This window comes from Streptomyces ipomoeae 91-03 (genome assembly GCF_000317595.1).
Classification (GTDB): domain Bacteria; phylum Actinomycetota; class Actinomycetes; order Streptomycetales; family Streptomycetaceae; genus Streptomyces; species Streptomyces ipomoeae.
On sequence record NZ_AEJC01000462.1, the window covers coordinates 1 to 17,207 of the forward strand.

General features: G+C 70.0%; 14 protein-coding genes and 1 tRNA gene. 7 read left to right on the plus strand and 8 right to left on the minus strand.

Annotation, left to right across the window (positions count from 1 at the left end; genetic code table 11):
- Positions 1-178 precede the first annotated feature (178 nt).
- A complete protein-coding gene (gene fxsA, locus STRIP9103_RS30185; protein ID WP_009326765.1) occupies positions 179-376 on the minus strand; it encodes an FxSxx-COOH cyclophane-containing RiPP peptide in 198 nt (65 codons plus the stop codon).
- Positions 377-855: 479 nt separating this feature from the next.
- On the opposite strand from fxsA, the gene STRIP9103_RS30190 reads away from it, so the two are divergent.
- Both STRIP9103_RS30190 and STRIP9103_RS30195 read left to right on the plus strand, forming a co-directional pair.
- The gene (locus STRIP9103_RS30190) at positions 856-1,800 is read left to right on the plus strand and encodes an intradiol ring-cleavage dioxygenase (protein WP_009326762.1); all 945 of its coding nucleotides are present in this window, start codon (positions 856-858) and stop codon (positions 1,798-1,800) included.
- Between the two features lie 9 nt (positions 1,801-1,809).
- On the plus strand, positions 1,810-2,622 hold the full coding sequence (locus tag STRIP9103_RS30195; protein ID WP_009326776.1) for a triphosphoribosyl-dephospho-CoA synthase: 813 nt from the start codon (positions 1,810-1,812) through the stop codon (positions 2,620-2,622).
- Between the two features lie 218 nt (positions 2,623-2,840).
- Here the strand turns inward: STRIP9103_RS30195 and STRIP9103_RS30200 are convergent, their stop codons facing one another.
- Positions 2,841-4,325, minus strand: a complete 1,485-nt coding sequence (locus STRIP9103_RS30200; protein WP_009326770.1) for an aminopeptidase P family protein — start codon at positions 4,323-4,325, stop codon at positions 2,841-2,843.
- A gap of 96 nt (positions 4,326-4,421) precedes the next feature.
- A complete protein-coding gene (locus STRIP9103_RS30205; RefSeq protein WP_009326766.1) occupies positions 4,422-6,089 on the minus strand; it encodes a SpoIIE family protein phosphatase in 1,668 nt (555 codons plus the stop codon).
- Between the two features lie 521 nt (positions 6,090-6,610).
- Between STRIP9103_RS30205 and STRIP9103_RS30210 the strand changes: the two genes are divergently transcribed.
- Together STRIP9103_RS30210 and STRIP9103_RS30215 are read left to right on the plus strand one after the other, a co-directional pair.
- The gene (locus STRIP9103_RS30210) at positions 6,611-7,276 is read left to right on the plus strand and encodes a bifunctional DNA primase/polymerase (RefSeq protein ID WP_009326768.1); all 666 of its coding nucleotides are present in this window, start codon (positions 6,611-6,613) and stop codon (positions 7,274-7,276) included.
- Between the two features lie 208 nt (positions 7,277-7,484).
- Positions 7,485-8,108, plus strand: coding sequence for a hypothetical protein (locus STRIP9103_RS30215; RefSeq protein WP_009326761.1), 624 nt, complete (start codon positions 7,485-7,487; stop codon positions 8,106-8,108).
- A 253-nt stretch (positions 8,109-8,361) separates the two neighbouring features.
- Here STRIP9103_RS30215 and STRIP9103_RS30220 read toward each other — a convergent pair whose 3' ends face one another.
- From STRIP9103_RS30220 to STRIP9103_RS30230, 3 genes are all read right to left on the minus strand, one after another.
- Positions 8,362-9,351 (minus strand): DUF5926 family protein, encoded by a 990-nt coding sequence (locus tag STRIP9103_RS30220; protein WP_009326775.1) that lies wholly within the window; start codon positions 9,349-9,351, stop codon positions 8,362-8,364.
- A gap of 164 nt (positions 9,352-9,515) precedes the next feature.
- Entirely contained in the window at positions 9,516-10,145 is a 630-nt protein-coding gene (locus tag STRIP9103_RS30225) for an ATP-binding protein (protein ID WP_048821263.1), read from the minus strand.
- 304 nt (positions 10,146-10,449) lie between these two features.
- Positions 10,450-11,259 carry a glycerophosphodiester phosphodiesterase gene (locus STRIP9103_RS30230; protein ID WP_009326763.1) on the minus strand — a complete coding sequence of 270 codons (810 nt, stop codon included), beginning with the start codon at positions 11,257-11,259 and terminating at the stop codon, positions 10,450-10,452.
- A gap of 264 nt (positions 11,260-11,523) precedes the next feature.
- On the opposite strand from STRIP9103_RS30230, the gene STRIP9103_RS30235 reads away from it, so the two are divergent.
- A complete protein-coding gene (locus tag STRIP9103_RS30235; protein WP_009326774.1) occupies positions 11,524-13,269 on the plus strand; it encodes a S1C family serine protease in 1,746 nt (581 codons plus the stop codon).
- Between the two features lie 75 nt (positions 13,270-13,344).
- Here the strand turns inward: STRIP9103_RS30235 and STRIP9103_RS30240 are convergent, their stop codons facing one another.
- A complete protein-coding gene (locus STRIP9103_RS30240; RefSeq protein ID WP_234022341.1) occupies positions 13,345-13,740 on the minus strand; it encodes a hypothetical protein in 396 nt (131 codons plus the stop codon).
- 239 nt (positions 13,741-13,979) lie between these two features.
- Between STRIP9103_RS30240 and STRIP9103_RS30245 the strand changes: the two genes are divergently transcribed.
- Together STRIP9103_RS30245 and STRIP9103_RS30250 are read left to right on the plus strand one after the other, a co-directional pair.
- Positions 13,980-14,067 (plus strand) — tRNA-Ser (locus STRIP9103_RS30245).
- An 899-nt stretch (positions 14,068-14,966) separates the two neighbouring features.
- A complete protein-coding gene (locus STRIP9103_RS30250; protein ID WP_009326767.1) occupies positions 14,967-15,869 on the plus strand; it encodes a pertussis toxin, subunit 1 in 903 nt (300 codons plus the stop codon).
- A gap of 228 nt (positions 15,870-16,097) precedes the next feature.
- On the opposite strand, the gene STRIP9103_RS30255 is transcribed toward STRIP9103_RS30250, so the two are convergent.
- Complete coding sequence (locus STRIP9103_RS30255) at positions 16,098-16,985, minus strand: tyrosine-type recombinase/integrase (RefSeq protein WP_199790593.1); 888 nt, start codon at positions 16,983-16,985, stop codon at positions 16,098-16,100.
- Between the last annotated feature and the right edge of the window lie 222 nt (positions 16,986-17,207).

Sequence of the window (17,207 nt, forward strand, 5' to 3'; positions counted from 1 at the left end):
ATGCTGTCCTTCCTCGGCTCGGGAGTCCCGACTCCGGGTGTTCCCGCTCATGGAGTCCCGGAGCCGGGAGCCCCGACTCCGGAAGTGCGGCTCCTTGAGTCCCGGCTCTTTGAGCCCCGGCTCGTGGCGTCCGGGCTGGTGGCGTCCGGGCTCGGGGAGTCGGGGACGCCCGGCCGGATCAGACGGAGGACTGGAAGGCCGCCACGGCGACCCGCCCCGGCCCCCTCCGTTCGACGCCGTTCGATACGACACGGGTCAGGGCGGGCGAGGCCGCGCCGCCCTGTCGCGCCGCCAACTGCACGAGAGACACCCGCTCCGGACCGACGGCGGCCGGGGTCCCTTCCTGGGCGGCCGTGGGGTCGAGGGATGCGTTCATGGAGACCTCAGCAATCTGTGCGTGGGAACTGACGGAGTTACGGAGTCTTGCGGCTCAATCAACCAGATGCCGACAGGAATCGCTCGTTGAGGTACCAGCCACGGGAAAGTTTCGCGGCCGACGAGACGAACGGCGCCGAATGTTCGGTCAGCCGCTGATCGCGAGCAGAACATAGCCGACGCCGAGGGGTGCTCCGGAAGGCAACACAAGCCTCGTCAGCATGCGGGACGGCAAACGTGAGAACCGTCTCACCCGCGGCCCGCCGTACGGCGGAATCGTTTCGTCCAGGGCCTGACGTACGGCGGTTGGGCGGACACCGGAGCCCCGAGCGGGCCCACAACCCGTTCCGGTCCGTGACTTCATCGCTCACAGGCCGGTCGGCTTCAGCCTTCTCAGCACTCTCAGCCCCCTCACAGCCACACCCCAGTCCGTTGACGGACCGCGTCCATAACTTCGCTGCCATGACGGGAAACCAGGCAATGCACAAGAGCAAAACGATCACCCGGCGCCGCGCTCTCGCGGTGACCGGCGGGACGGTCGCGGCCGGCGGGATCGCGGTCGCCGGCTACCAGACCGCGTTCGCGGACGACACGACGACCACCGCCGAGGCGACGGCCGCGGCGTCGGCGACGAGCACCAGCGGCAGCGAGTGCATGACGCTGATGACGAGCGTCACCGAGGGGCCGTACTACCTCGACGGCGCCCTGGTCAGGAAGGACATCACCGAGGGCAAGAGCGGCGTCCCGCTGACGCTGCGGCTGACCGTCGTGGACGCCACCGACGGCTGCACCCCGGTCCCCGGCGCGGCCGTGGAGATCTGGCACTGCGACGCCTGGGGCTACTACTCCGGCTACACGACCGCGAACCCCGGCGGCTCGGCGCCCGCCGAGAGCGAGGACGGTTCGACCGCCAACGACGCCACATACCTGCGCGGCTATCAGATCGCGAACGCGAACGGGGTCGTCAAGTTCGAGACGATCTTCCCCGGTTGGTACACCCCGCGCACCTGCCATATCCACGTCAAGGTGCACACCGGCGGCGAGAAGGAGGACGGCACCTACGAGGGCGGCAAGGTCAACTACACCGGCCAGTTCTTCTTCGACGACGAGATCGCCCAGGAGATCTTCACCCTGGAGCCCTACTCCCAGCACACCGGCAGCTACACGACCCTCGACGACGACATGGTGTACGACGGTGGCGGCGCCTCCAGCGGACTGCTCACCCTCAAGGCCGTGAAGACGGGCAACCCGGCCCGGGGTTACAAGGGCTTCCTCACCCTCGGCATCGACCCCGACGCCGAGAACACCGGCGCCGGCGGCGGTGGTGGCGGCGAGGGCGGTACGCCCCCGTCGGGCGAGCCCCCGACGGATGCCCCGTCGGACGCCGCGACCGACAGCACCTCGTCTTCGGCGTCGGCCTCGTAAGGTACGGCCATGAGCAGCCGCGAGGACGAGACGCTCGCGCAGGCCGCGGTGGCCGCGCTGACATGGCAGTTGGAGCTGGCCCCGAAACCCGGTCTGCCCGACCCGCGCGACCTCGGAGCCCGTGTCACCCGGCAGGACCACCGTGCCCTGCGCTGGTCGGCGAAGGCCCTTCTGCCCGGCCTCGCGGCCATGGCCGCCTGCGCCCGCCGCAACGGCGCCGCCACGCCCGAACTCCGGGCCGAGCTCGGCGCGATCGGGCGCTGCACCGAGCACTCTGTGCAACTCGCCGGGGGCGGTCATCGCGGTGCCACCTGGGTGCTCGGGCTGCTGGTCGCCGCGGCGGCCCTGGAGCCCGGCGCCCGCGGGCGGGAACTGGCCGCCACCGCCAAGAAGATCGCCGCCCATCCCGACCGCCGGGCGCCCCGGCGGCCCTCCCGGGGGTCGTCGGTCTCCGCGAAGTACGGTGCGGCCGGGGCCAAGGGGGAGGCGCGGGCCGGATTTCCCCATGTGCGGCGGGCACTTGAGGTGCTGGCCAAGGGGCGCCGGGCCGGTACGCCTGAGCCCGACGCTCGCCTCAACGCCCTCCTGACGGTCATGTCGACCCTCCAGGACACCGAACTGCTCCACACCGCCGGGCCGCATGGGCTCCGCCATGTTCAGGCCGGGGCTCGGGGGGTCCTGGAAGCGGGGGGTACGGCTACGGGTGCCGGGCGCGAGGCGCTGACAGCGTTCGACGCGGACCTCCAGAGCCGGGGGTGGAGCCCCAGGGGAAGCGGGTCCCTCTTGGCCGGGGCCCTCTTCGCCGACGCGCTCCCGATCTAGGGGATTCCGCCCCCGCCGCCCCTACCCGTTCCCTCCCCCACTCAGAGGCGGCTGCCCCTTCGGCCCCGCCTTCCTGGGGGCTGCCGCCCCCGGACCACCGCTGGGGATTCGGGGCCGGTTCTTTGGCTGCCGCTGGGTGGGGGTTGCTCACGCAGTTCCCCGCGCCCCTTCAGGGCACGGGGGCGACCAGCCCCCGAGCTCTTGGGCGCCCGGTCGGCTCAACCCCGCGCACCCCTCAGCGAAGCCATCCACAGCTCGACCTCAGCGGAGCGTCGCGGCAGCGCGGCGCTGAGGTTTCGGTTGCCGTCGTCCGTCACCAGGATGTCGTCCTCGATCCGGACGCCGATCCCCCGGTACTCCTCCGGCACAGTCAGATCGTCCGCCTGGAAGTACAACCCGGGCTCCACGGTCAGCACCATCCCCGGCTCCAGGACACCGTCCACATACGTCTCGGTCCGCGCGGCGGCGCAGTCGTGGACGTCCATGCCGAGCATGTGCCCGGTCCCGTGCAGGGTCCAGCGCCGCTGCAGGCCGAGCTCCAGCACCCGCTCGACCGGCCCTTCCACCAAGCCCCACTCCACCAGCCGCTCGGCCAGCACCCGCTGCGCGGCGTCGTGGAAGTCGCGGTACTTGCCGCCGGGCTTGACCGCCGCGATCCCGGCCTCCTGGGCGTCGTACACGGCGTCGTAGATCTTCCGCTGGATCTCGCTGTACGTGCCGTTGATCGGCAGCGTGCGCGTGACGTCGGCGGTGTAGTACGTGTGCGTCTCGACGCCGGCGTCCAGCAGGAGCAGATCGCCCGAGCGCACGGGACCGTCGTTGCGGACCCAGTGGAGCGTGCAGGCGTGCGGGCCGGCGGCGCAGATGGAGCCGTAGCCGACATCGTTGCCCTCCACGCGGGCACGCAGGAAGAACGTTCCCTCGATGTAGCGCTCCGAGGTCGCCTCGGCCTTGTCGAGCACGCGTACGACGTCCTCGAAGCCGCGCACGGTCGAGTCGACCGCCTTCTGCAGCTCGCCGATCTCGAACGCGTCCTTGACCAGTCGCATCTCGGAGAGGAAGACCCGCAGCTCCTCGTCGCGCTCGCCGGTCACCTTGTCGGTCAGCGCGGCCTCGATACCGGCGTCGTGGCCGCGTACGACCCGTACGGGACCCGTGGCCGCGCGCAGCTTGTCGGCCAGCTCGCGCACGTCGGCGGCCGGGATGCCGTACAGCTGCTCGGCCTCGGCGAGGGAGTGCCGCCGTCCGACCCACAGTTCGCCCTGGCCGGAGAGCCAGAACTCGCCGTTCTCGCGGTCGGAGCGCGGCAGGAGGTAGATGGTCGCCTCGTGGCCGTCGCCCACCGGCTCCAGCACCAGTACGCCGTCCTCGGTCTGGTTGCCCGTGAGGTACGCGTACTCGACCGACGCCCGGAAGGGGTACTCGGTGTCGTTCGAGCGGGTCTTCAGATTGCCGGAGGGGATCACCAGGCGTTCGCCGGGGAAGCGGGCGGAGAGCGCGGCGCGGCGGGCGGCGGTCTCGACGGCCTGGGGGACCGGCTCCAGGCCGTGCAGCTCGGTGTCGGCCCAGCCCGTCTTCATGTTCTCGGCCAGCTCGTCGGACACTTCCGGGTACAGGCCGTTCTTGCGCTGCTTGATCGGCTCCTCGGCTTCGGTGACCTCGGTCTCCGGGATCGCCGGCTCGAGCTCGTCCGCCACGGTCATCCTCCTAGATACGGCACTGGACCCCGCCCATCGTACGGTCGTACGGGGAGGGGCCCAGGGGCGTAGGACGACCACTCACCGGTGGTCACCGCGACGTCACTCGAACCGCGCCGCCAGCAGCACCACGTCCTCCGTGCCGCCCTCCCCTGGCCTCGTCCTCGCTCGACCGGAACGTGCCTCCACATCGCGCTCGTCCGGCAGCATGCTGCGGAGCACATGGTCGGCGATGGCGCCGGGGTCGGTGCGCAGGGATCGGGGGACGCCGGCCGCGGTGGCCTGGAGGCGGGCGAAGGCGCGGTCGACGGGGTCCCCGGTGCGCTGGAGGAGGCCGTCGGTGTACAGCAGGACGGTTTCTCCCGGCTCGGCGGTCAGTTCGACGCTCGGCGCCTCCCAGCAGGCCAGCATGCCGAGCGGCGCCGACAGGGACGTCTCCACGTACTCGGTGCGCCGTTCGCCGATCAGCAGCGGCGGGCTGTGCCCGGCCCCGGCGAGGGTGACCTTGCGCAGCGCGGGCTCGACGTAGGCGAACAGGGCCGTGGCGCTGCGGGCGGGCTCGGTGAGACGGAGCAGCAGCTCCAGGTCGGAGAGGACGGCGACGGGGTCCTCTCCTTCCATCACCGCGTACGCCCGCAGCGAGGCCCGCAGCCGTCCCATCGCGGCGATCGCGCTGGGCCCGGACCCGGTCACCGAGCCGACCGCGAGGCCGAGCGCGGCGTCGGGCAGCGGCAGCGCGTCGTACCAGTCACCGCCGCCACCCGGCCCGGTGCGGTGCCGGGCGGCGAGCTGGACGCCGGTGACCCGGGGCAGCCGGGAGGGCAGCAGTTCCTCGGCGATCGTCGCCATGCACGCGCGCGTGCGCTCGACTTCGACGATCCGCGCCAGGTGCTCGGCGGCGTACCGCGCGTACAGCCCGACCAGGTGCCGCTGCCGTTCGACCGGCTCGGCGGGCTCGTCGTACAGCCAGACGGCGGCGCCCAGCCGGCCCGTGACACCGGCGGGCGTCTTGGTGGATGTCTTGGCGGACATCTTGGCCGATGTATCGGTGGACGCCCTGGCGGGCCCTTCGGCAGAACCTTCGGCCGACAGGGGCAGCGAGTAGCTCGCGGCGAAGCCGAGCCGGGCGGCCACCTCGCGGTGCCGGGGGTCGAGTCCGTCCTCGGCGAGCAGGTCGGGCTGGGCGATCTCGCGGTCGCCGCCCGGCAGTCCGTCGAGGATGCGGCCGTACGGCAGGGAGCTGCGCGGCACGGTCTCGATGTGGCCGAGATCGGCGCGGCCGAGGCCGAGGCCGATGGTGGTGCGCGGACCGAGGCCGTCGGTCGGCTCCAGGACGAGGAGTCCGCGCCGGGCGCCGACCAGGGCGGCTCCGGCGCTCAGCACCTCCCTCAGCGCGCTGTCGAGTGAGTCCGTGCGGGTCAGGCGCTCGGTGAGTTCGTGCAGCGTCGTGAGATCGGAGACCCAGCCGGCGAGCCGGTCCTGGAGGACCGTGCCGGGGGCGGTGCCCGTCCCGGCGGCTTCCGGAGCTGTGGAAGGCGTGGCGGATGTGGCCGAAGGGGCGCCCGGGGAGGCAGACGTCGGCGCGACAGTGTGTGCGGGGGAGGGAACCGTTGAATCGATTCCAGCCACTTTCGGAGGGTGAGGGGCGTTCATGGTGTCCGGCTTTCCGACCGGTGCGTATTGCTGAAAAGCATCGCAAAACCCCCATGTCATTTGCGCCGCTAGCAGTGTCTCCACATGTACACGCACTCGTGAGGAGATGTCCAGCATTGTCCTGTTGGGATATCTGGTGTCTGTGGGGCTGCCTGGGCTTCTGTTGGACTTGTGTCGAGTTCCTGTCCAGTCCTTTGAAAAAAGCAAAATTGGCTTAAAAGTGTTGTGGGAAGCGGTGTATTGAGGTCGACTGGCCTTGTTCAACAGAGCGTCACAGCGGTCGTGATGGGTACGTACTCGGTGTAGGCCAGGGGTGGTGGACCACCCGGAACCTGGTGACGGCACCGGGCGTCCTATCCACCGACGACCGAGCCCCATCCTCCTGTGGCGGAGGCGGCGAGCACATGCGGGACAGCAAAACGCCAGGCGCCGCCACCCCCACGCCATGCCCATGCTTTTGACAGACGCAAGTCGACGCAAGCGATGGACGCGGACGTAACCGAGTCGGATCCACCGGGGTTCCCCTTGTCCGTGACAGGGGTGTGATGCGCCAGCAGGTACGCACAGTGAAGTGAACGGCACATGTTGTGATGTGATCCACGGTGTTGCCATGCGTGCAACGGAAAGGACGAGCGCTCATGCGCGAGATTCCCGGAAGGCGGCGCAGGCTCCTGTCCAAGCGCAACGGCGGGAGGCCCGAGCTTCTTGAGCAGGCCCTGACGTTCGCGAAGGAATGGCAGTGGCCCGTACTCCCGGGCGTGGCGCCGGACCCGCAGGGCAACGCCCGCTGCGGTTGCCCGGACCCGGAGTGCGTGGTGCCCGGCGCTCATCCCTTCGACCCCGGTCTGCTCGCCGCCACCACGGATGAGCGCATGATCCGCTGGTGGTGGACCAACCGGCCCACCGCGCCCATCGTGCTGGCCACCGGAGGCAAGGCTCCCTGCGCGGTGAGTCTGCCGGCCCTCGCCGCCTCCCGTGCCCTCGCCGCGCTCGACCGCACCGGAATGCGCCTCGGCCCCGTCGTCGCGGCCCCGCACCGCTGGGCGATCCTCGTCGCGCCGTACTCCATGGAACAGCTGGGCGAACTGCTCTACGCCAAGGACTTCGTGCCCGGCTCCCTCCGCTTCCACGGCGAGGGCGGCTATCTGGCCCTGCCCCCCTCCGAGACCGGCCACGGCCTCGTCCGCTGGGAACGCGCCCCACTGCCCGGCTCGGCCGCGCCCTGGGTCCCCGACGTCGAGGCCGTGGTGGACGCGGTCGTCGACGCCCTCACTCGTACGGGTGTGAGCGCGCCCGAGTTCTGAGCCCGCCCGGCGCGCGGGGGACCGGGCGGCGCCGGTCGGTCGTTATCTTCCGCACATGCAGCGTCTTCCCGGGGGCCATGGAGCCCCGTCGCCGCGCGGCCGGCACAGTGTTTCCCCGCTCCGTAGCCACCGGGCACCCGGGCCGGCGCGCGGCGGGCCCGATCCCCGGGATCCGCGCCTGCTCCGGCTCGTCGGGCTGAGCGTCGCGGTGGCGTTCGCCCTCGCCGTACCCCTCGTGGCATCCGCCGGCCCGGTCGACGACGTACACACCTCGGAACACGCTCGCGGCGCCGAGCACGCCGGTGAGGCCGCCGGGCGCGGGAGCGGGACCCATGAGCACGAGGGCGGGGCCGACGAGCGTGCGGGCGGGGCCGACGGGGCTTCTTCCGGGCTCGGCGACCCGAAGGCGGGCGCGGCGGACGAGCGGGACGCGGGTGACGCCGGCGTGGTGGAGGACACCGCGGACTCGCGCATGCTGCTGGACCTCGGCATCGCGACGGCCGCCCGCTGCGGTCCGGAACTCACCTCCCCCGACGGCATCGAGGCGCAGACATGTGTCCTCACGCGGGGCGAGGAGACCTGGGCCCGCACGTACTACCGCAACGCGACGGGGCGGGAGTTGAGTTCGGTCCTCAGCGTGATGGCGCCCGGCGGGCGCACCGTACGTGTGCACTGCGCCGTGGGCGCGGAGGACGAGCCGGGGGCGTGCGAGACGCCGAGGGAGCGTATGCGGGGCGAGAGGGGGGCGTACAGCGCCGTGGCGGAGTTCGCCGCGCCCGACGGGCGCGGACCGCTGCTGCTGCGCTCCGGGAGCAACTCCGCGCTTCCGTAGGGGTGTTGACGCCGAGGGCGGTTCCGTCCAGCGGTGGGGCTCCCGAATCCGGGCATGAAAAGACCCGGTTGCTGGCGACGGGGGATGCACCAGCAACCGGGCTAATGGAACCGTAACAAGAGATCGGCGCTTCGCAAATTCGATCTCGGCTATTCAGACACGAATTTGCTTGTCACGTAGGGAAGTTGTGACAGGAGTCACCACATACGCAAGGTCTCGATCACCTGACGGTCACACCCACTCGGGCCCCGCGTCAGCTCAGCGTGACCTGCCGGTTGGTGAGTCCGCCGCGCGCCCGACGCTCGTCCGCGGTGAGCGGAGCCTCCTCCGTCAGGGCGGCGGCGAGCCGCTCGGCGAACTCGGCCGCCGGCTTCTCGACGTCGTCCGCGCCGACCCCGCTGGGAAGGTCCCAGACGGGCACCGTGAGCCCGTGAGCACGGAAGGAGCCCACCAGACGGGTGCCCTCACCGAGGCTGGAGCGGCCCGCCGCGTGCAGTCGCGCGAGAGCGTCCAGAAGCCGCTCCTCCGGGTGCGGCATGACCCACCGCAGGTGGTTCTTGTCGGGGGTCTCGCACCAGTACGCCGCGTCGACGCCGGAGAGCTTCACGGTCGGGATGGCCGCCGAGTTGGCCCGCTCCAGGGAGGCGGTGACCTCCGGAGCGGCGTTCTCCGAATCCGGGACCCAGAACTCGAAGCCCGTGTGCACAACTGGCTCGAACGTGCCTTCGGGGTCGAGCAGATCCTGCAGTCGCGGACCGTCGGCCGGGGCGCGCCGGCCCTGAACCGGAGTCCCCGGTTCGGCGACGAGGGCGCGCTGGAGGGTGTCGGCGAGGTCGCGGCTGATGTCGCCCGACGACGTGTCGTTCTGCAGGCCGAGCAGCACCGAGCCGTCGTCGCGGCGCAGCGCGGGCCACGCCATCGGCAGGACGGTGGCGAGCGTGACCGAGGGGACGCCCTCCGGGAGCGCGTCCTTCAGCTTCAGCTCGACGGTGGCGGCGGGCACCAGCTCGCGCAGCGCGACCCAGTCGCACTCGCCGGGCAGCCCCTCGAAGGGACGCTGCACCAGCTCCGTCACCGCCTGGGCGGCGGCCCGGCCGTGACAGGCCTTGTACCGGCGGCCGCTGCCGCACGGGCACTGCTCGCGCGCGCCGACGACCGGGACCTGCCCATCGGCGCCGACGGCGCTGCCTCCGCCGGTGCTCTGCGGGCGCTTGGCCTTCGTTTGGGGTCGCTTCTTGGCCATCGTGGGTGTCTCCCGATCACGGCTCGTCTCGTACTGGCGCGAGCCTAGCCGCTCGTACGACGCATGACGGGACCCTGTGGACAACGCACCGAGTCGTCCCGGAACCGGTGGTTCAGCCAGGTTGGTCGGAGTGGCCGCCGGTCCGGTTGTGACCGTTCGGTCGGTCAGTCCATGTCCTCGAAGGCGTCCGCGAAGTCCAGGCCGGGGATCGTGGAGACGGACGGTGCGGTGATGCGGGTGGCGAAGTCGTCCCGTCGACGGGCGTGGCGTACGTCGTCCTGGACGACGACCCAGACGGTGACCTCGCCCCGGGCGTCGTCCCGTACGCCCCAGTCGTGGGCCAGTGCCGTGACGATGTTCAGCCCGCGGCCGCCGTGTGCGGTGACCGAGGGCGTGGACGGAACGGGGCGGGTCGGACCACCGCCGTCCGTGACCTCGACCGTGAGTCGCCCCGACGCGTCCACGCGCCAGGAACATCGCACATCGCCGTCACCGGCCAGGGCGTCACCGAGGGGTCTGCCGTGTTTGCAGGCGTTGCTCAGTAGTTCGGAAAGGATCAGTAGGGCATCGTCGATGACCGATTCCGCCACACCTCCGTCGCGCAACTGATCACGCATGCGGTGCCTTGCTTCCCCCACGCCCGCAGGGCCATGGGGTACGGCCATGCTCGACGACGTGGGCACCTCCTGTGCCACCACCAACGCCACCCCCGAGACCTCCTTCGCCCCACGCCACGGTGTGAATGCCCCATTGGACTGGACTGGAAACCGGCCAACAGACGTGCTCTGACGCACTCTTAACGATCGAATACGGACCGAACGCGCCGGTGCACTCCCCGTGATGGACTGGCTGAATTTCGCCCCTAATATCCCGACTTGGCCTTGGGCTCGGTTTGGCCTTCTTGGCGGAATTCTTACCTCCGGACGAGGTCGCGCGACGGGGGTGCGAGGCCGTCGTGGGCTCGGCGGGGTGCTCGCAGGTGTGAACAGCGGCGTGTTCGGAGGGGTGGTGGGCGGGTGCGTTCGAGGCGGATTTGCGGTGGTTTCGGAGTGGTCTGCCTGGGGTGTGGTCCCGGAGGACGGGCGGGTGGCGCGTTCGTCAGCGGCCGAGTTGGTCGAGGACCGCGCGGGGGCGGTTGGTGATGATGGCGTCGACGCCGAGTTCGACGCAGAGATCGACGTCCTGGGGTTCGTTCACGGTCCACACGTGCACCCGGTGGCCGGCCCGCTTCAGGCGCTCGATGTACGCGGGGTGGTTGCGCACGATCCTGATGGAGGGACCCGCGATCCGGACACCGGCCGGCAGTCGTCCGTCGCGCAGCCGGGGCGAGACGAACTGCATCAGATAGACGGTCGGCAGCGTCGGGGACGCGGTCCGGACGCGCTGCAGCGAGCGCGCCGAGAAGCTCATGATCCGTACCGGTGAGGCGCCGGGCGACTCCGGTGTGTCCAGCCCGAACCGCTTCAGCAGCACCAGCAGCCGCTCCTCGACCTGCCCCGCCCAGCGCGTGGGGTGCTTGGTCTCGATGGCCAGCTCCACCCGGCGCCCCGCGTCGGCGACGAGTTCGAGCAGGCGTTCAAGCGTGAGGACGGAGGTGTCCGCCCGGTCCTCGGGGGTGACCTCCCAGTCGGGGGCCTCGTCGCCGTTCTTCCAGGAGCCGAAGTCGAGGGCGGCCAGATCGGCGAGTTCCAGGGCGGAGACCGCGCCGCGGCCGTTCGACGTACGGTTGACGCGTCGGTCGTGCACACAGACGAGGTGGCCGTCCGCGGTCAGCCGGACATCGCATTCGAGGGCGTCGGCGCCGTCCTCGATGGCTTTCTTGTACGCGGCCAGGGTGTGCTCCGGGGCCTCTTCGGAGGCACCGCGGTGGGCGACGACCTGAATCGGGAGCTGTCGTGCGTGGGTCACCGCGTCATGGTGCCACCGTGGCGGGGTACGCGTGGGGCGGTGACGTCGTACGACGGCGTCGGCACCGCGTCAGACCGGGTAACGTGAGTCGTTTGTCTTATTGATCCGTTATAAAGGATGACCCCAGACCCACAGACACCGCTTATGGTGCCCTGACGGCTCGTGGGAAAAGCTGACCGCATACAAAACTCGTACACAGTCTGGTGTGCGACCAAGGAAAGTCGACCGTCGACAGGTGACCGCCGTGGACCGAGGAGAAGAGCTGTGAGCACCGAGAACGAGGGCAACGCGGTACCCCCCGCCCCGTCCGCACCTCCCGTGCCGGTGGAAACTCCCGCTGCCTCCGCGCCGACCCCGGCCCCCGAGCCGAGCGCGGCCGGCACGGCCGAGGCAGGTGCGGGCGCCACCGCGGGGGCTCCCGCGGGCACCACCGCTGACAATGAGCCGACGGCCCCGGTCCCGGCGGCCCCGGCGACCGCGCCGGAGGCGCCGACGGCCGTGCAGCCGGCGGTCGCGGAACCGCCGACGGCCTCGGAGCAGCCGACCGCGGTGCAGCCGCAGCCGGAGCTGGTGTCCGCAGGGGCGCCGGGATACGCGGCAGCGGCGGCCGGGCAGGGACATGGCCAGGCCCCGCAGCCGGGTGGCTACGGACAGGTGCCGGGCGCGACGGGCGGGTCCTCCGCGCCCGACGCCGGCTGGCCGCCTCCGGCACCGCCCGCGGTCCCGTCGTACGCGGGCAGCGGTGCGTACGGGGAGGGCGCCGCCCACGCGGACGGCGGTGGCGCGGGGGGTGCCGGTGCGCCCGGCGGTCCTGGCGGTGCCGGTGGCCCCGGTGGCGGCTGGGGTTCCTCGTGGCAGCAGGCCCAGCAGCCGGCGCCCAAGCCGGCGGGCGGCAGGCGTGGCGGTCTGATCGCGGCGGTCCTGGTGGCCGCGCTGGTGGCGGGCGGCGTCGGCGGTGGCATCGGCTACTCCCTGGCCGACCGCAACGACACCTCCACCGGCTCCACGACCGTCTCGGCCTCCCAGAGCGGCGGCGACGTCAAGCGCGCGTCCGGTACGGTCGCCGCGGTGGCGGCTGCCGCGCTGCCGAGCACGGTCACCATCGAGGCGGCCGGCAGTGACGGCGAGGGCGGTACGGGTACCGGCTTCGTGTTCGACAAGGAAGGCCACATCGTCACCAACAACCACGTGGTGGCGGAGGCGGTCGACGGCGGCAAGGTGACGGCGACCTTCCCGAACGGCAAGAAGTACGACGCCGAGGTGGTCGGCCACGCGCAGGGCTACGACGTCGCCGTCATCAAGCTGAAGAACGCGCCGACGGACCTCAAGCCGCTGACCCTCGGCGACTCCGACAAGGTGGCCGTGGGCGACTCCACGATCGCGATCGGCGCTCCCTTCGGTCTGTCCAACACGGTCACCACGGGCATCATCAGTGCCAAGAACCGCCCGGTGGCCTCCAGCGACGGCTCCTCCGGCAGCAAGGCGTCGTACATGAGCGCCCTGCAGACCGACGCGTCGATCAACCCGGGCAACTCCGGTGGCCCTCTCCTCGACGCCCAGGGCAACGTCATCGGCATCAACTCGGCGATCCAGTCCGCGAGCAACGGCGGCTTCGGCTCCGGCCAGGCGGGTTCGATCGGCCTGGGCTTCGCGATCCCGATCAACCAGGCGAAGAACGTGGCCCAGCAACTGATCAGGACGGGCAAGCCGGTCTACCCGGTGATCGGCGCGTCGGTCTCCCTCGAGGAGGGCACCGGCGGCGCGAAGATCACGGAGTCGGGCGAGGGCAACTCGGCCTCCATCACCCCGGGCGGCCCCGCCGACAAGGCCGGCCTCAAGCCCGGCGACGTCATCACCAAGCTCGACGACCGAGTCATCGACAGCGGCCCCACCCTCATCGGCGAGATCTGGACCCACCTCCCCGGTGACAAGGTCACCCTCACGTACACGCGCGACGGCAAGACCCACACGGCGGAGGTCACCCTGGGCGAACGCGAGGGCGACAGCTGAGCCGGTTCCACCACCGATGGTTCGTCCCGTCCCCTTGGCCACCGGCTGCGGGGGCGGGACGGGGGCAGGTCGGCATCAGGCCTGGGCGTCCTCCCGTGGTTTCAGTACGGCCCTGAAGTTCTCGCCGCCGTACAGCGACTCGTAGAAGATCTCGATCGACAGGCGCTCACTGACGAGCGTCCAGAACCAGGCGTGTTCATCCGAGTCGAAGTCATCGAGGAACAGCAGGTGCAGCACCTGGCCGGTGAGTACGGGAACACCTTCTGTGAGCGTTGAGACCTTCGGCCACACCGGCGGCCCGTCCATGAGGCGCCGGTAGGTCTTCCGGTCCCACTCGCCGACCGTCTCGCCGTCCAGCCGCACGATGGTCGTGGTCACTATGGCGGGCCCGAGACCGGCGTTGACGACCTGGATCCCCGTCCGTGACGCTTCGAAGTTCTTCACCCGCCGGATCTTCAGGAGCGGTCTCACCGACTGCCGATTGTGCGTCTGAATGCTTCTCGTCTGTGCCAAGCTCACCCAGAGCGAAGCGAGTGCTATGACGGTCGCCGACACAGAGATCAAGGTCTCCGGCTTCATGGGCCCCCTCCCTCGACCACAGTTGTAACCTCTCACTGCGCTCGCTGTGGATACGTTGCGGGCCGCCATCCCATGATCATGAACGCAGCCGGTAGTCTGTAGCCGCTCCGCCGCTGGTCGGCGGGGCTCAGGTGGGTTGCCCGAGCGGCCCAAGGGAACGGTCTTGAAAACCGTAGTGGCGTGAGAGCGTCACCGTGGGTTCGAATCCCACCGCCTCCGCAGGTCAGAGACGTGCTGGTCAGTAAGGGTGTTCCTCGGTGGGGGGCGCCCCTTCTGCATGACGCCTGTCTCACCTTGATCCGGCCCTGCCGCGTTTTGGATCACTGCGTGTGGACCAGGCGTGGACCACCACCCGGAGAGAATCAGCAGATCAGCGGAGGGCCAGGCGGTGTCGTGGTCCACGGAGGCCCGTAGCGATCTGGAGAGACATCGGCACCCGTGACTCCGGGCAGGCGATACCCGGGATTGCGGCGGAGGTACAGGGCGTATGCGAAAACATGTCCTAATCGCCCTGGCTGCCGCCCTACTTGCCCTTACGTCTTGCGGTAGCGGCGACGACCCTCACCTTACCTACCGGACAGGCTTTGAAACTGATCTTGACTACTCGGAGCATTGGCCGGATCCCACCTCGGTACCGTCGCAGCAGCAGATGAAGGAGTACTGCACCAGTAACAAACCCGATCCGGACGACTCGGATGCTCATGGGCACGTCGATCTCTGGATGCGCGGGTGCCTGGACGGCTGCTCTCGATCCGGGGCCGACCCGGAGTACTGGGGCGAATGACCAAGGTGCCACCCACTCCTGATTTGGCGGGGTGGTGCCTTGGTCGGCCGCAGGTAGCGATGGCGGCCGGCCTCACACTTCATGCCTCCGCCGGCCCCGGTGTCGTAGACCGAAAGGAGCGGCGGTGGGCGGCCACGTCCCAGGTACGTAAGGTCCGCCAGGTACGGCTGGAACGGTCCGCGAAACGACCCCCCTCCCGCGAATCAAACCCCTCACCCGCGCGGAATTGATTTCCCTGGTGGAAGGGGGTGCGAATCAATCTTCTCCTCGCCAGTCTCGGTGTTGTTCAGGCCGGATCCCCGGGTCCGGCAGACCGAGCACTGGAGAACCACGTATGTCCCACTCACACACCGTGGCGGCCCCCGAGCAGGGGGCGCCGCGATCGCGCACACGGCGTCTGCTGCCGAAGCCCTTCCAGCTCGTCCTGCAGTTCCTGCTGGTGGCGCTGGTCGTCAGCGGCGCGCTCGTGACGAACGCCGGTTCCGCGATCGCGCAGAACGAGACCGGCGCCTCGCTGAACCAGGGCCAGCTGCCCGGTGTGGTCTACCGCGGTGACTCCCGGCACCCGAACGACATCTTCAACAGCGGCTTCTGGTCCCGGGGAACGAACTACGACCTCCAGGCCCATGTGCACGGAGACCGGGCCCACAACAGCGGCTACATTTCCACGTCGGGTTCGCAGAGCGTGGCGGAGCAGTTCGCGCGGAGCCAGGGAATCAACAACCTCGACGCCGCCGCCCGTCAGCCGCGCTGCCAGGGAGCGGGGTGGACGATCGGCCAGAACATCCCTGTCATCGGATGGCTCGTCACCTCGCACTGCGCGCACGCGGTGGTCGAGGCCAGGACCTTTGTCTACACGATCAACCCGCAGTTCGCGAACGTCGTCCTGCACGTGCCCGAACAGCTCCGTGGGAGCCCCAGCATGTACAACACCTACCGGAGCCAGGACGAGTGGGCCTTCTTCCGCAGGATTCCGCCCCAGGCAATCACCGGCGTGCACATCTACCACATGGAGGCGCGGGCGGCCGGCAGCTTGCTCCAGCTGCAGAGCCTCACCTTCCGCCACGAACGCTGGGTGGCCAACCCCAACTACAACCGCAACTTCCACTACAACCCGATCGCTGACCCGGGTGCCAACCTCGACTGGGACACGGGCCTGAACATCCCGCCGATCCAGGCGAACGAATACCACCGGGGCTGCAACGCCGCCAACCGGTGCAGGGGCGGCAACGGCTGAGCCGTTGATCCCTGCCCACCCATCTCGGCGCGGGGGCGGGACACGAGGCGGCACCACCGGTCGGTCCGGCGGTGCCGCCCGTCGTTGCTGAGCACCACGCGGGCCGCGCGCTACGGTGATCGTTTGACGAGCTCATGACCGTTTGTTAGTCGGTGCGGATCCCTGGTGACGAAGCGCCACCCTTTTGCAACGGGGTGGCGCCTCAGTGGCTGGCCGGATCTGCGTCCTCTACTCCTCGGCAGCCTCAAGAGCGCGTTGGATCTGTTCATTCGCGCGCTGCTGACTGTGGTGAATGGCCTTGGCGTAGAAGCGGAACAGGACAGCGATGCTGTGCCCCGCGCGACGGGCAACTTCGGCCGGTGCGACGCCGGACTCAAGCCAGAGGGAGACGCCCGCGTGGCGCAGGGAGTACGGCACGTCCGCCAGCGGCGTGGTCGCTTCGGACTCTGTGAGAACGGCGAGGCGGACAGCCTGCCAAAGCTCTCCGTAGTCCTTGGACAGCAGGTGGCCGCCCTGTACCGCGCGGAAGAGTCGGCCGTCCTCGGCGGTGCCGAACTCCTTGATGTGTTCGCGGATCATGCGCACCAGAACTGGCGGGATCGGCACCGGCCGAGTCGCCTTCCGGGCCCGCTTCTCGAGGCCGCGCGTGTCGAACGACTCCCCCGTATCGGTCCAGCCAGAGCCCACGCGGGGCGTGCTCTGAGATAGCAGGACTTCGCCCCAGCCTTCTTCGGGAAGGGTGAAGTCCTCCTCACGGAGGTTGGTGGCCTCACCCGGGCGGTTGGCCGCGTAGTACAGGCAGCCGAAGAACGCCTTCAGGTGTCGTCCCCGATCGCCCTGTTCGCTGACTGCATGGATGAGTGCCTTGGCCAGCTTGGGGCCAGGGACATACCGAAAGTCGATCTCGTCGTCAGACTCGGGCGGCGCCCAGTCGACCTTCTCCAGTGGCAGAGACGGCAACAATTCTCGCTCTACGGCGTACCGCAGACAGTTGCTGAAGATGAGCAGCTTACGCTTCACCGTGTTCTCTGCTGCGGGCGTGCCGTCCATCTTCAGGCTCAGCGCGTCGAGCGCCGTCCGCACCACCGAGGGCGTACTGAGGCTGGTGATGTCCACTGACTTTCGGTGGCGCAGGTCAGAACGTGGATTCGGTCGACCAGACCGCAACAGTGACCCTCTCTAACTCGGCAACAGCGAAAGGGGGTTGCAGCCGCACCCGCATTCGAGCACGCCGACCGCCCCGATACCATCGGCACCGGGGTCCTGACCAGGGATTCCAGGACCGGACCACCCCGGATTGCTGTCCAGGCTGAGGGGTGGTCCGGTCTCTTATTGGCG

Excerpts from the sequence above, each read along its gene's own strand:
- STRIP9103_RS30195 (WP_009326776.1), top strand. The coding sequence starts at position 1,810 with ATGAGCAGCCGCGAGGACGAGACGCTCGCGCAGGCCGCGGTGGCCGCG.
- STRIP9103_RS30220 (WP_009326775.1), bottom strand. The coding sequence starts at position 9,351 with ATGGCCAAGAAGCGACCCCAAACGAAGGCCAAGCGCCCGCAGAGCACC.
- STRIP9103_RS30210 (WP_009326768.1), top strand. The coding sequence starts at position 6,611 with ATGCGCGAGATTCCCGGAAGGCGGCGCAGGCTCCTGTCCAAGCGCAAC.
- STRIP9103_RS30200 (WP_009326770.1), bottom strand. The coding sequence starts at position 4,325 with ATGACCGTGGCGGACGAGCTCGAGCCGGCGATCCCGGAGACCGAGGTC.
- STRIP9103_RS30190 (WP_009326762.1), top strand. The coding sequence starts at position 856 with ATGCACAAGAGCAAAACGATCACCCGGCGCCGCGCTCTCGCGGTGACC.
- fxsA (WP_009326765.1), bottom strand. The coding sequence starts at position 376 with ATGAACGCATCCCTCGACCCCACGGCCGCCCAGGAAGGGACCCCGGCC.
- STRIP9103_RS30205 (WP_009326766.1), bottom strand. The coding sequence starts at position 6,089 with ATGCTGGACATCTCCTCACGAGTGCGTGTACATGTGGAGACACTGCTA.
- STRIP9103_RS30250 (WP_009326767.1), top strand. The coding sequence starts at position 14,967 with ATGTCCCACTCACACACCGTGGCGGCCCCCGAGCAGGGGGCGCCGCGA.